General features: G+C 63.8%; 12 protein-coding genes and 2 pseudogenes. 2 read left to right on the top strand and 12 right to left on the bottom strand.

Translation table 11 applies throughout. The features are described 5' to 3' along the window. The 9 genes and pseudogenes from AUJ55_04335 to AUJ55_04295 form a co-directional block, all read right to left on the bottom strand. Nucleotides 1-394 (bottom strand): annotated as a pseudogene (locus tag AUJ55_04335) (hypothetical protein). Between the two features lie 46 nt (nt 395-440). Beyond that, nucleotides 441-1,190, bottom strand: coding sequence for a hypothetical protein (locus AUJ55_04330; GenBank protein OIO58971.1), 750 nt, complete (start codon nt 1,188-1,190; stop codon nt 441-443). A 92-nt stretch (nt 1,191-1,282) separates the two neighbouring features. Then, complete coding sequence (locus tag AUJ55_04325; protein OIO58970.1) at nt 1,283-2,101, bottom strand: hypothetical protein; 819 nt, start codon at nt 2,099-2,101, stop codon at nt 1,283-1,285. Between the two features lie 109 nt (nt 2,102-2,210). Next, complete coding sequence (locus AUJ55_04320; protein ID OIO58968.1) at nt 2,211-2,975, bottom strand: hypothetical protein; 765 nt, start codon at nt 2,973-2,975, stop codon at nt 2,211-2,213. An 18-nt stretch (nt 2,976-2,993) separates the two neighbouring features. Next, entirely contained in the window at nt 2,994-3,755 is a 762-nt protein-coding gene (locus tag AUJ55_04315; protein OIO58967.1) for a hypothetical protein, read from the bottom strand. A gap of 128 nt (nt 3,756-3,883) precedes the next feature. Next, entirely contained in the window at nt 3,884-4,426 is a 543-nt protein-coding gene (locus AUJ55_04310) for a hypothetical protein (GenBank protein OIO58966.1), read from the bottom strand. Between the two features lie 651 nt (nt 4,427-5,077). Continuing rightward, nucleotides 5,078-5,881, bottom strand: a complete 804-nt coding sequence (locus tag AUJ55_04305) for a hypothetical protein (protein ID OIO58965.1) — start codon at nt 5,879-5,881, stop codon at nt 5,078-5,080. Between the two features lie 3 nt (nt 5,882-5,884). After that, nucleotides 5,885-6,160: a hypothetical protein gene (locus AUJ55_04300; GenBank protein OIO58964.1), complete on the bottom strand. Its 276-nt coding sequence runs from the start codon at nt 6,158-6,160 to the stop codon at nt 5,885-5,887. Nucleotides 6,161-6,225: 65 nt separating this feature from the next. Further along, a complete protein-coding gene (locus tag AUJ55_04295; GenBank protein ID OIO58963.1) occupies nt 6,226-6,522 on the bottom strand; it encodes a hypothetical protein in 297 nt (98 codons plus the stop codon). Between the two features lie 101 nt (nt 6,523-6,623). Here AUJ55_04295 and AUJ55_04290 point away from each other — a divergent pair, with 101 nt between their 5' ends. Then, on the top strand, nt 6,624-7,454 hold the full coding sequence (locus AUJ55_04290; protein OIO58962.1) for a hypothetical protein: 831 nt from the start codon (nt 6,624-6,626) through the stop codon (nt 7,452-7,454). A gap of 1,116 nt (nt 7,455-8,570) precedes the next feature. On the opposite strand, the gene AUJ55_04285 is transcribed toward AUJ55_04290, so the two are convergent. After that, complete coding sequence (locus AUJ55_04285) at nt 8,571-9,875, bottom strand: exodeoxyribonuclease VII large subunit (protein OIO58969.1); 1,305 nt, start codon at nt 9,873-9,875, stop codon at nt 8,571-8,573. A gap of 287 nt (nt 9,876-10,162) precedes the next feature. Between AUJ55_04285 and AUJ55_04280 the strand changes: the two genes are divergently transcribed. Further along, a complete protein-coding gene (locus AUJ55_04280; GenBank protein ID OIO58961.1) occupies nt 10,163-10,642 on the top strand; it encodes a hypothetical protein in 480 nt (159 codons plus the stop codon). A 28-nt stretch (nt 10,643-10,670) separates the two neighbouring features. Here the strand turns inward: AUJ55_04280 and AUJ55_04275 are convergent, their stop codons facing one another. Then, a complete protein-coding gene (locus AUJ55_04275) occupies nt 10,671-11,585 on the bottom strand; it encodes a tRNA (adenosine(37)-N6)-dimethylallyltransferase MiaA (protein ID OIO58960.1) in 915 nt (304 codons plus the stop codon). 160 nt (nt 11,586-11,745) lie between these two features. After that, a pseudogene (locus AUJ55_04270) lies at nt 11,746-12,538 on the bottom strand (hypothetical protein).

Here is a 12,538-nt window from a genome sequence, read left to right as displayed (position 1 = left end):
TGATCTGTGCTGCCTGCTCAAGCTGCTCGTCCGAAAAGGTCATGTAGTCAAAAAGCCGCAGCGCGCTGTAAAACCCCGACAACACCACCTCGAAGCCAGGCACGTCGGGCTCGACCTGATCCTGCAAATCCATCGAGACAATCCCCAAATGGCGGCGTAGCGCCCACACATCCCAGTTCTCTTTGCCCAAAATGTGGACATGGCTGCCCGCCACCGGCATCGGGTAGACCTCGCGCCCCAGCAGTTTAAGCAGGGTGGTCTTGCCCGCCCCGTTGGGGCCAAGGATGACCGCGTGCTCCCCCTGCTCCAGGCGCAGGTTAAGGTGTTCAAAAACAACGGTTTCGCCCCGCTGGATGGTGGCGTTGTGGATGTCGATCAGGGGTGGTGGGGTCATGGGATGGTCTTTGCTGTTCCCGAGGGGTATGGACAAGAAAAAACGCCTACAACGCCTCCTCAAACGCCCGATACAGCACCATGTTCTCGGGCTGTTTGAGCCATTCCTGGCGCTCCCTGAAGTCGGGTAGGTGGCGCTCGACCATGCTCCAAAAACGGGGGGAGTGATTGCGGTGGCGAAGGTGAGCCAGTTCGTGGACGACTACGTATTCCACCGCCGACAGGGGGGCGAAGATCAGGCGCCAGTTGAGGTTGATGATCCCGCCCTGCCCGCAACTGCCCCACAAATGCCGCTGCTGCTTGACCCGTAGCCCCGCCGGAACCACCCCCATCGCCTCGGCGTGGTGCTGAGCCAGCGGCAGGGCGGCGGCAAGCAGCTCGGTTTTCATCCACTGGGTGAGCAGCCCCGGCAACTTTTGGGCCCGGACGTCGTGATCCCAATGGGCTGGAAGGTGGGCCGAGATCATCTCATCCACCGCGATGGCGGGGCGGTTGATGCCGTGGCGCGGTTCAATCTTGAGGGGCAAGAGGGTGCCGAAGTAGGGGAGATGAGCGCCGTGGAGCAGCCCCGAGGGGGCAAGGGGGGGGACCAATGCCCGCTGTTGCTGCATTTGCCGTACCTGCCTGCGCACCCACTCCCCCTTCTGGCGCAAAAACAGGTGGATCTCCCGGTCGGGGGTCCCCTCGGGGGCGACCACCTCGATCTTGCCGGGGGTGACCACAATGCGTCGCCGTCGCGCCTTGGCCGAGCGGCGGATTAGAAGCTCCACGTCGAAGGGTTCAAAGGGGTCGGTCACGTCGTGGCCTATGGTGATCGGGTCGAAGGGGGGGTGGTTCAATCCAGGGTTGACCGGTGTTGGGCGAACAGGGTCGGCGGCGTGCCCGGTTTTTAAAACAGCAACCGTTCGGGAGGCAAGACGAACGACCGATCTCGCCCATTCCAGGGGTCGACGAAGCGCAGTTCCACCGCCATCAGCCGCAGCCCCTCGGGGTCGCTGTTGTTCTCGCCGTAGCGGGGATCGCCCATGACCGGGTATCCGGCCAGTTCAAAATGGCGGCGGATCTGGTGTTTGCGCCCGGTGAAGAGGTCGACCATCACGGTAGCGACGTTGCGTCGCTCGTCGAACGACTCGACCGAAAAACCGGTTTTGGCTGTTTTGCCGTCGAGAGGCTCTTCAAGCAAACCGTTGCTTCCCAGGGTGTCGGCAGGATTACCCCGCACCTGAATACGGTAGCGTTTGGCGATTTTGCCTTCGCGGAATAGGGCCGAGAGTTTCTCGGCAGCCGCCCCGCCGTGGGCGATCAACATCAGCCCCTCGGCCTCCCGGTCGAGTCGGTGCACCAGATGGGGAATCTCGCGGCGGCCCATCAGGTGCTTTTCGACCTGACGCAGCAGAGCGCAGTGATCCCCCTGTCGGGTTCCCTGGGCAAGCAGGCCGGGGGGTTTATCCCACACCGAGTAGTGGGTACCGTCGAAAAGGCATTCGGCCAGGGGGGGCTCGATGGCCAGGATCGTCGGGTCGTAGTAGAGGGTTAGTTGATCGCCCCCCTTAACCTGAAAGGTCGCCTTGCGCAGCCGCTCCTCTTTGCGTCCCCGTTTGATCCACACCGCCCCTTTGTTCATCGCCTCTTTGAGTTTGGTTTTCGATAGCCCCGTCTGCTCGGCCAGCAAATCGCAGGCGTCCCCCTGGTCGTGGGGGGGGACGATGAAGTTTAGGGTTTGGGGCTTGGAGGGTGATTGAAGGGGGATCATGGCGCCGCACAGGAAGAAAAGGGGAAGAGGGGGCAAGGATAGCGGCTCCCCCGCCCCCCGGCGATCACCGAGCAGGAAGGGGGGTGTAGATGTCGCGGTAGGCGAAGTAGGTGATGGCGCAGAGCAGGGCGGTCACCAAAAAGTCCCAAAGCAGCCCCAGCATCCGGGCCATATGGGGCCAGATTGGGTGCAGAGAGGAGGGGGTTCGGTTGGGTAGATCGGCCACCATGCGCACCCCCCAATCGCCGAACATAAACAAGGCAAAGGTCATTGCCCCGAGCAGTGCCAGCGGCAGCATGTTGATCGCCGCCCCCTTGAGGGCCAACGCCAGGGAGCGAAGCAGGGCCATGCGCCGGAACATCATCAACATCAGGCAGAGTAGACCAATCCCGCTGAGCAGCACGTGGGTCAGCACCCGCCATGCCTCAAAAAGCAGTCCGTTGGGGGGGAGCAAAACGATCTGATCCAGGGTAGGCCAAACCGGCCAATCGCTCAGCAGATGGACCACCGCCCAGTAAATCGCCCCCAGGGTGAAGATACGGGGCAAAAAGGGGCGCAGCCAAAGCAGAACCGGAACCAGCGTTGGGTGGAGCTGCCCCTCGAACAGCCCCATCGCCACCAACACCGTGGCGGTCAGGAGGGGCAGCAGGATCAGGGTCAGGGCGTTCCAGGGTTCGGGAATCGCCAATTCGAGTTCGGCCACCCCCAACCAGGGTAGGACGAAGGGGAAGGGGAGGAGCAGCCAGCCGCTGGCCCGCGACCAGAGCAATTGCCACCCCGCGCGGGTCCAGTGCAGGGCGTGAACGGGGCCCAGGGGATTGATCCGCATCGATGCTCTTTCGGGTTCTCAGGTTGTAGCGCTTGGCGGGGTGGGGAAGATCTCTTTTTGGGCGACGTACAGTGCCAAAAAGGTCACGGGGAAGAGGACCAGCATCCCTACGAAGGTGATCGTGGCAGGGATGGCCAACAGCAGCCAAAAAATGCCGGCCAGTCCGATGGGAGCCCAGTCGACCAGGTTGGCCTTGATACTGCCCCCAAATGCTGGGCTTGCGCCCAGGTTGTGAAAAACGATCAGTGGGATGGCGAAGACCAGCCCCAAGGTCGCCACGACCGTGAGCAGCGCAGCCACCACCATACCGACCAGGGGGATCACCCCCCATGAGATGGAGCTCAACAGAATGATGGCCTCTTCCTGGGTCATGGGTTGCTCCATATCGCCAGGCGTCATCCCCGTCTGGGCGATGGCATCGAGCATCGCCGGGGCGATGGTGACGATCAGGACCAACACAATCATCCCCAAAAAGCCAAGCATGATCGCCCCGAGTTTGAGCAGGGGGGCGGTCTTCTCGCGGAAACCTTGAAAAATCAAACCGATGTCGACCGACTCCCCCCGTTCGGCCCGCTGCGCCCCCCAAAACAGCCCCGACAGGAGCACCGGAGACAGCAGGCAGACAACCACCTGAAGCATGGGATTGAAACTGCCCATGAGCTGAAGGCACAGGGCGATCAGCCCCATGACTGTGAAGGGGAGTGGGGCCTTTTTGTAGAGCGCCCAACCTTGCGAAAACCAGGCTTTTCCACGACTGGCGGGGACTTGGGCGATGTCCATGGCGGACCTCCTGACGACCTTTCAATGGGGGGTGGTTCTTTGATCCCTTGATGCTAGCCCTCTTCGAGCCAATGTGAAGGACTCCCGTGTTGGCGCGACGGTGTGGGGGGCGAAGCGTGGGGGCGGTTTCAGGCGAGGTGGTCGACCAGATCCCGCATCTTCTGGCAGGTGTTCCAATTTCGGGCGGTCGCCGCCATCCCCAGCGCCCGCTCGACCTTGGCAGCCAGCCTGGAACGGCCGATCCCCTCGGGGGCGAGCAGGTAGAACGTCGCGCCGAGCAGGGCAAACTGCTCCGAGCCGATCCGCACCCCTTCGAGTCCGGCCAAATCGGGGTTCGGGGGCGGGGCATCCATGAAAAACAGGTGCAGCGATTTGGGATCAAGCACCCCCCCGGGGAAGGGGTTGGCGTCCATGGCCCGGGTCAGTTCGGCGTGGGTCAACAGCAAAACATGGGGGGCGAAACCGTGGGCCTCGGCGATGGCGGTTGTGATGGCTTGGGCCAGGGTTTGGCGGTCGGGACTGGGGTGATGCAACACCACGTTGCCGCTTTGGATGTAGGTTTTGACCTGTGAAGCCCCCAAATCGTGGAGCAGTGCGGTTAGATCCTTCATGGATAGTTTGTGGTTGCCGCCGACGTTGATACCGCGCAGCAGGGCGATCCAGAGGGTCATGGGGGTGCCTCGTCGGTGTCCAAGGGGTGACGGTTCGGGTGGAACCCGATGGCCGCGTGGCGGCTGCGGCGGGTTGGTCTTGGATTATGTACGCCCTTCAAGAAGGGATCCTCCATGACCTCGTCTCCTCCTCGCCACGGCGGCGCCCGCTTCGGCGCGGCCGTAAAAAGGTTCGTCGCGAGCGGCGTAAAAGTAGGTATTCGAATTGCCGTCGTTGCTCGTTGGCAGCGGGGCATGATGGGCTTGGCAAGCGACCAACCCCACCAACCACCATACCCCACTGCCGCCACGAATCACGGGAAGCGCCGGTTCGATTTTAGGGAAACGCTGATTCAAGGCTCCTGCCTTGAATCAGCACGCTACACAAAAACCAAAAGTAGGCGCCTTGAGGCGACGTCGTTTTTGCTTCGCTTGCAAAATCAGTCACTTACGTTCCTGATTTTGGCGACCCATCCCTGGGTCGCTCGGAAGCGCGAATAAATCAGCGCTTCCTTAGAGATTCCCCTTGGCTTGCACCTTTCGAAGCGCGTTAAGCCATTGCACGAAAAGATCCGTTTGTCGTATCGCGGTCATGGTGTCGCCAAGCCTCGTGGCGACATGCCGTCAATGGGTGAACAAGCGGGTTGCGTCGGTTGGTGGCGGTTCCAATCGTTACCCTCTCCTTGCCTCCACCATCCCCCGCCGCCACCGCTCCAACCGCACCGCATGGTTCGAAAAAATCCAGTTCACCCCCCGATTGAGCGCCCGTTTTAAACCGTTGCGCGAGGTGATAAAGCCGACCCCCGTCTGTTGCCGTGCCTCGGTGTGGGCCTGCTGGTGGCGCTCCGACATCAGCAGGTAATGGCCCGCCACCCCACCGAGCCCCTCCCGCAGGGCGTGTCGGCTCAAGGTGCCCATGCCGCCGGTTCCGACCAAAACTTGGGCGTCGGGGGGTAAAAAGTCGGTCCAGCGCAGCAGCTTGGGATCGAGGGTGAGGATGTGAAACTGCTCGCCGGGGGTCAGGGGGGCGAGCAGCTTTTGCAAGGTTTGGCGGCGGGGGACGATGTGGGTGGGGTGATCGTCTTTGAGTTCGACCATCAGATGGAGCTTGCCGCCGTAGCGGGCCAGCACCTCTTCAAGGCTGGGGATTTCGGGGACGGCGGCGCGGATTTGGGCAAAGGTGCTGCGGGCGACGATCAGGGGGCGGCCAAAGCAGCGCATGGCGTCGGGGTCGTGGATGACCACCGGGATCCCGTCGCTGCTCCAGCGCACATCGAATTCCAGCCCCCACACCCCCGCCGCCAGTACCGGGTCGAAGGCGGCCAAGGTGTTCTCGACGGCCCCCCCCTCCCGCTCCCCCCGGTGCGAGACGATTTTGCCCGCTTGAAGCCGCTCCAGGGGGGGTAGGGGTTGGGGAATCCGGGCGATGGCGGCGTCGACCACCCCTTGGGCGAGGTGTGAAAGGCGGCGGCGCACCGGTTAGCTCATGGTGTCGAACGGCTCGAAAAGCCTGGTCAGATCGAGTGGGCTCATGGTGACCTTATGCTGGAACGTTGGGTTTTCATGTTGCGCGACGGGGATTGGGGCATCGCCAGCATCGCCCGTCCCCCAGGTGATGGCGAAGGCACGCCCAAACCATTTCTTCAAGCGCCAACGAACAGCCCTTTGGCCCCAGGGACCACCCCTCAGGGAAACGCCGATTAAAGGCATCGCGTTTAAAATCAGCAGAGCTTCGGCGACGGGGTCGCCTCCCACGGACGTTCCTGAATTTGGCGACCCATCCCTGGGTCGCTCGGAAGCGCTATTCAATCAGCGCTTCCTTAGTCGGCCCAATCCACCGCCCGCCGTTCGCTCGCCACCCCCTTCACAAACGCCACCACCTCTTGGTGGGCGGGGTGGTTTTGGTAGGCATCGAGGTCGTCCCAGGAGTTGAAGGATGAGATCAGGGCGATGTCGGAGGCGGTCGGCCCCTCTAGTTCGTTGATGCCGACCCGCAAGAGGCGGATTTCGGGGATAAGGGGGATCAGCGCTTCGAGGCGCTGCTTGAATTCGGCCAAGGTGGCCGCCTTGTCGGCGACGTCGTCGCGAACCTGCCAGAGAACGAGATGATGGATCATGGGACACCCTGCGGTTGAAGATCGAAAAGGATGAGGCAGGATAACCGGGCCGTTCCTGGGACAACACCCACCCACTGATTGATCCCGATGCTGCCGACGCCATGAACCCGCCCCTTCCCGTCGTCTCCCGCCTCGCCCCCACCCCCAGCGGCCACCTGCACCGGGGCAACGCCCTGAATTTCATCCTCACCTGGGTTTTGACCCGCCGGGTGGGTGGGCGGCTTTGGCTGCGTATCGACGACATGGATCGGGAGCGCTGCCGCCCCGAATACGTGGAATCGATCTTCCGCGATCTCGATTGGCTCGGACTCGAATGGGACGAGGGGCCCAACACCCCCGACCAGTTCGAGCGCCAACACGCCTTCCATCGCCACCGCGACGCCTACCGGCAAGAGGTGATGAATCTTTGGCAGCAGGGCGGCCCCCTCTTTGCCTGCACCTGTTCGCGCCGACAGATTCAGCAGGTCGATGCCGAGGGGGCATATCCAGGGTTTTGCCGGGATTCGGGCCACTCTTTGCGACCGGGCGATTCGGCACTGCGGCTGCGTCTGGATTGCGAGGTGACGGGGTGGGAGCGGGGCGATCCGGTGCTCTGGACACGGGACGACAACCCGGCCTATCAGCTGGCCTCGCTGTTGGCCGACCGGGACATGGGGGTGAATTTGGTGGTGCGCGGCGAGGATCTGGCCCCCTCGACCGCCCTGCAACGCAGCATGGCCCCCCTTTTTGGGGCCGAAAGGTTCGCGGCGGGGCGGTTTGTTCATCATCCGCTACTGGTTGGGGAAGACGGCGAGAAGCTATCGAAATCGCGAAACGCCCCCTCGCTGCGCGACCGCCTGAGCGATCCGTTGCCTCTGCTCAAGTTGGCGGCGGGATGGTTGGGGGTCGATCCGCAGCAGGTGGGGGGGCTGGGGGATTTGGTGGGGGGGTAAGGTGGATGTCGCCCCCTACATGCCTCGTTCAACCGGTAGTTCATGCCGGGATGGCGGCGACTCTTTGCCTGTAGGAGCGGTCCCCGACCGCGAATGAAGGGGCAATCGGCGACCTCAACCCCCTCCCGTCCAAAGAGCCGGATCGGATCGGTGCCACAATCTGTGCCCGACCGAAGCACCTCGGCTTCGCTTCGGCCACAGAAGTGGCCCTCTACAGCGAAGATGACGGTCGGGGGTGGGATTTTTGTAGGAGCGGTCCCCGACCGCGAATGAAGGGGCAACCCCGCCACCCTAACCCCCGCCCGTCCAAAGAGCCGGATCGGATCGTTGCAATCTGTGCTCGACCGAAGCACCGAAGCACCGCAGCTTCGCTTCGGCCACAGAAGTGGCCTTCTACAAGCGAAGATGACGGTCGGGGGTGGGATTTTTGTAGGAGCGGTCCCCGACTGCGAATGAAGGGGCAATCGACGACCTCAACCCCCGCCCGTCCAAAGAGCCGGATCGGATCGGTGCCACAACCTGTGCCCGACCGAAGCACCTCGGCTTCGCTTCGGCCACAGAAGAGGCCCTCTACAAGCGAAGATGACGGTCGGGGGCGGGATTTTTGTAGGAGCGGTCCCCGACCGCGAATGAAGGGGCAATCGGCGACCTCAACCCTCGCCCGTCCAAAGAGCCGGATCGGATCGTGGCTACAACCTGTGCCCGACCGAAGCACCGCAGCTTCGCTTCGGCCACAGAAGTGGCCCTCTACAAGCGAAGATGATGGTCGGGGGCGGTTTTTTGTAGGATCGGTCCCCGACCGCGAATGAAGGGGCAATTCGGCGACCTCAACCCCTGCCCGTCCAAAGAGCCGGATCGGATGGTGCAACCTGTGCCCGACCGAAGCACCGCAGCTTCGCTTCGGCCACAGAAGTGGCCTTCTACAAGCGAAGATGACGGTTGGAGGTGGGGTTTTTGTAGGAGCGGTCCCCGACCGCGAATGAAGGGGCAATCGGCGACCTCAACCCCCGCCCGCCCAAAGAGCCGGATCGGATCGTTGCAATCTGTGCCCGACCGCGAATGAAGGGGCCAAACCTTCCAGCGCGCTCAGGGAGAACCTCGGTGCGCGTCAATCCCCTATCGCCTCTCGATCTCCTCCACCCGCACCCCGACCCGGCCATCGGCAAAGCGCAGGGTCAATGCTTGCCCCTCGCGCAATCGGGCGGCGGCGTCGATCACGGCGCCGGTTTCGTCCAGCGCCAGCAACAGCGGCTGATGGGTGCGCCAACCCTGTTCTAAACGGCGTTCTAGGCGAGATAGGTTTTGCCTCGGCTCGGCAATACAGGCGGCAGCGGCCCGGTCGAGACGGGACTGGAGCTGCTGGCGGTGCAGCGCCCGGCGGTGCAATGCGGTGGCGGGGGAGGCGGCGCGAAGGCGGGCCTTGAATCCCTCCAGCCCGGTTTCGCGAGATCGCAGCGCCCGTTGCCACCCCTCCTGGGCTTGGCGGCGCCACTGGTCGAGACGGCTGCGGCTGAGCAAGAGCAGGGTTTGGGGGTCCTTCAGTCGGCCTGCCAGCCGTTGTTGGGCCAACGCCAATTCCGACAACGTGTGGGCGGTGCGCCGTTGCAGACGGCGTTGCAGCATCCCGATCCGCTCGTGGAGCTCCCCCTTGGTGGGCAGCAACAGGGCGATGGCGGCCGAGGGGGTTGGGGCGCGGGCGTCGGCCACCTCGTCGAGTAGGGGGGAATCGACCTCGTGGCCGATGGCGCTCACTGTCGGAATCGGGCAGGCCGCCACCGCCCGCAGCAGCGGCTCTTCGTCATACGCAGCCAGATCCTCTTTGCTCCCCCCTCCACGGGCGATCACGATGGCTTCGGCCCGTCCGTCGGCAATCAGCGCTCGCAAGGCGGCGATGTTGCCCGCCACTGCCTCCGCCCCTTGCGCGGGGGCCTCGGCGTGCAGAAAAAGCACCGGCAGCCGCTCGGCGGCGACCTGCAGCATGTCGTGCAACACCGCCCCCGAGCCGCTGACCACCAGACCGACGATGCGGGGTAGAGGGGGCAGGGGGCGGCGGCGGTTGGGGTCGATCAGCCCCTCGACGATCAGCTTGCGGCGTAGCGCCTCTAAAGCGAGGCGGCGCTGCCCTTCCCCTGCCGGTTCGGCCTGCTCGATGACAAATTGAAACCGCCCGGTTGGGGGATAAAGGGTGGGGCGGCCCATGACGACCACCTCTTCACCCTCCCGTAAAATCGAGCGAAGCCGACCGAATTGCCCCCGCCAGACCACACAGGCCAGCGACCCCGGCTGCCCCGAGGCGTCGACCAGGGTGAGGTAGCCGTGGCCGCTGGTGGCGGCAGAAAGCTGGCGGATTTCACCGCGCAGCAGCACCCGATCCCAATGCCCCTCCACCAACGCCTGGGTTTGGGCCAGAAAGCGGGAAATCTCCCATACCGTGGGGCTGTCGGGTGGGGCAGGCTCGTCGAGCCAGCGGTGTAATCGGTGGGTCATGGGGGCCTCTCAAGCGTCAGGGGGACTCATTCAAGATTGGCCGATTCGCAAATCAGGCTCAACGAAAGCGATGCGGGGGTGGGAAAACCCAATCGGCTCGGGCTAAGATTCGCCCGCAGAAGTCGCGGCTAAAAAGTCGAACTAAATCAATATTTTCCACGCATATTAAGATTCGTCGTTGCCAGCCGAATGCGGCGCGAAATTCACTGAAAGGATCACTCTTGCAACTCACCGTCCACACCGATTACGCCTTGCGGGTGCTGCTGTATCTGGCGATGCACACCGATTGCGCCACCACCGTTTCCCAGCTTGCCGAAACCTTCGACGTCTCGAAAAACCATCTGACCAAGGTCGTGAACAAATTGGCTCGGTCCGGATTACTCGAAACCTCGCGGGGCAAAGGGGGGGGATTCCGTTTGGCGGTGGCGCCTGGAGAGATCGGGGTTGGGCAGGTCGTTCGCCTGACCGAACCCGGTTTTGCCATTGCCGAATGTATGAAGGAGGGGGGGCCAGAAAAAGTCACGGTGTGCAATCTGGTCTTCGCCTGTGCCATCAAGGATTCCTTCGAGCGGGCCAAGGACGCCTTCATCGCGGTGCTTGATGGGATAACCCTGGCCGATCTGGCCCGCGATACTCGGGGCCATCCCTGTTACGACAAGGTTTGGCCCCTGTTGGGCGTGAACACGACATCAGGCACATAGCGTGGGGGGGGGCTCCCCCCGTCCTGTTTCATCCCCCCAGCAATCCTGCCAGCTGCGCCACCCCTCGCTCGCCCTCCAGTCTTTCGAATGCCACCCCCTTGCGGATCAAGCCCCGAATCCAGGTCTCCTGCCGCTTGATGTACTGCCGGGTCCCAAGCTGGGCGGCGGCGAGTGCCTCCTCCTCTTGCAGTTCCCCGCGCAAAAAGGCGAGCGCATGGGGGTAACCCAGCCCCTTCATGGCAGGCAGGTTGGGGTCGAGGGCTCTCGCCAGCAAGGTGCGCGCCTCCTCCAATAAGCCCCCCTTCCACATCGCCTCAAGCCGCCGGTCGGAGCGCCTTCCCAGGGTTTCCCGGTCGATCTCCAGGGTGGCCACCGTTAATTGCAGGTCGGGGGGGTGGGTGGCTTGCTGCCATTGGCTTAAAGGGGTTCCGGTGGCCAGCGCCACCTCCAGCGCCCTGCCCACCCGCTGTCGGTCGGCGGGATGCAGGCGCCGCGCCGTTTCGGGATCGAGCTGCGCCAAGCGGCGATGGGTCGCCTCGGACCCCTCCCGTTCTAGATCGTCCAACACCTGTCGCCGCACCGTTTCGGGGATTGCCGGAATGTCGGCGATGCCGAACAGCAGAGCGTTGAGGTAGAGCCCCGTCCCCCCCACCAACACCACGCCGCGCCCCTTGGCCAGCTCCGCCTGAACGATGGGGACAAACCGCTCTAGGTACTGCCCCACCGAGAAGGGCTGGGCCGGGTCGAGCCAGCCGTAGCCAAGGTGGGGGGCCAAACGGGTCTCTTCGCTGTCGGGTTGGGCGGTGCCGACCGCCATCCCGGCGTAGTGCTGCAGGGCATCCATGTTGACCACGCTGGCACCAGCCTGGGCCGCAGCCAGGGCGGCTAGGCGGCTTTTACCCGAGGCGGTGGGGGCGATGAGAACGACGAGGGGTGGGGACATGACTTTACGATGGGTTTGTAGGGCCCGGTCTCCGGGCGATTCAACGATGAAAAAGACGGCATCGATGCATTGGTGCCCTGTCGCAAAAGCGAGTGGCTGAGTGGGTGGTGGCGCTTGTATCGCCCGGAGACCGGGCTCCTACATTCAAGAAGCGTTTTCCTTACCTGCGATGAAACAGTTTTTCGAGGGTGATCCGATCCAGCACCACATGGGTGGGGCGGCCATGGTTGCACTGCCCCGACAAGGGGGTCTGCTCTATGGCGCGCAGGATGGCGTCGCACTCCTTTAGCCCCATGGCGCGTCCCGCCCGCACCGAGTGGTGGCAGGCCCAGGTCGCCCAGCGTTGCAGCAATCGTTCGGCAATGGCATCGCCACGCCCCCCTTCAGAGAGATCGCCCAGTAGTTCGGTGAAGAACCCCTCGGGGTCGACCTGTCCCAGCGCCTGCGGTATCGCTGCCAGTACCCAGCGCCGCCGCCCCATCGGCTCAATGCGCACCCCCAGGGCGGAAAGCTCATCTTGAGCCTGCTCCAGCCGCTCTTCATCGGCCAAGGAGACCTCGCGGATGACCGGCAGCAGCAGCCCCTGGGCCGCCACCACCCCCTCGCGCCGCTCCTGGCGCAGTTCTTCAAGGACGATCCGCTCGTGGGCGGCATGTTGATCGACGATCACCAGGGCGTCGCCCCGGTCGGCGACGATGTAGGCATTGTCGATCTGGCCGATGGCGCTGCCCAAGGGGAGGTTGTTGGCCGGGGGGGATGTAGGGGAAGAGGGGCTGGCGATCTCTTCGCACCACGCGGGGGCGACGGCCGGTTCGAACCCGCGGTCGAACCGAGGCGCCGACTCCCTGGCCTCATCGCGAACAGGGGGGGGAAACCTGCCCTCGTTGAAAGCAAACCCCGGTTGTACCGGCGTCTGCCGGGGGGTGAACTCGGGGGGGGGGATGTTGGGGGAG

The organism is Proteobacteria bacterium CG1_02_64_396 (assembly GCA_001872725.1).
In the GTDB taxonomy this organism is placed as follows: Bacteria; Pseudomonadota; MNWR01; order CG1-02-64-396; family CG1-02-64-396; genus CG1-02-64-396.
Note: the sequence above shows the minus strand (reverse complement) of the source record. Positions and strands in the feature narration are given on the sequence as shown.

What these genes read in the sequence shown, in the direction of transcription:
- AUJ55_04320 (OIO58968.1), bottom strand. Translation starts at nt 2,975, where the DNA reads ATGCGGATCAATCCCCTGGGCCCCGTTCACGCCCTGCACTGGACCCGC.
- AUJ55_04315 (OIO58967.1), bottom strand. Translation starts at nt 3,755, where the DNA reads ATGGACATCGCCCAAGTCCCCGCCAGTCGTGGAAAAGCCTGGTTTTCG.
- AUJ55_04310 (OIO58966.1), bottom strand. Translation starts at nt 4,426, where the DNA reads ATGACCCTCTGGATCGCCCTGCTGCGCGGTATCAACGTCGGCGGCAAC.
- AUJ55_04295 (OIO58963.1), bottom strand. Translation starts at nt 6,522, where the DNA reads ATGATCCATCATCTCGTTCTCTGGCAGGTTCGCGACGACGTCGCCGAC.
- AUJ55_04290 (OIO58962.1), top strand. Translation starts at nt 6,624, where the DNA reads ATGAACCCGCCCCTTCCCGTCGTCTCCCGCCTCGCCCCCACCCCCAGC.
- AUJ55_04275 (OIO58960.1), bottom strand. Translation starts at nt 11,585, where the DNA reads ATGTCCCCACCCCTCGTCGTTCTCATCGCCCCCACCGCCTCGGGTAAA.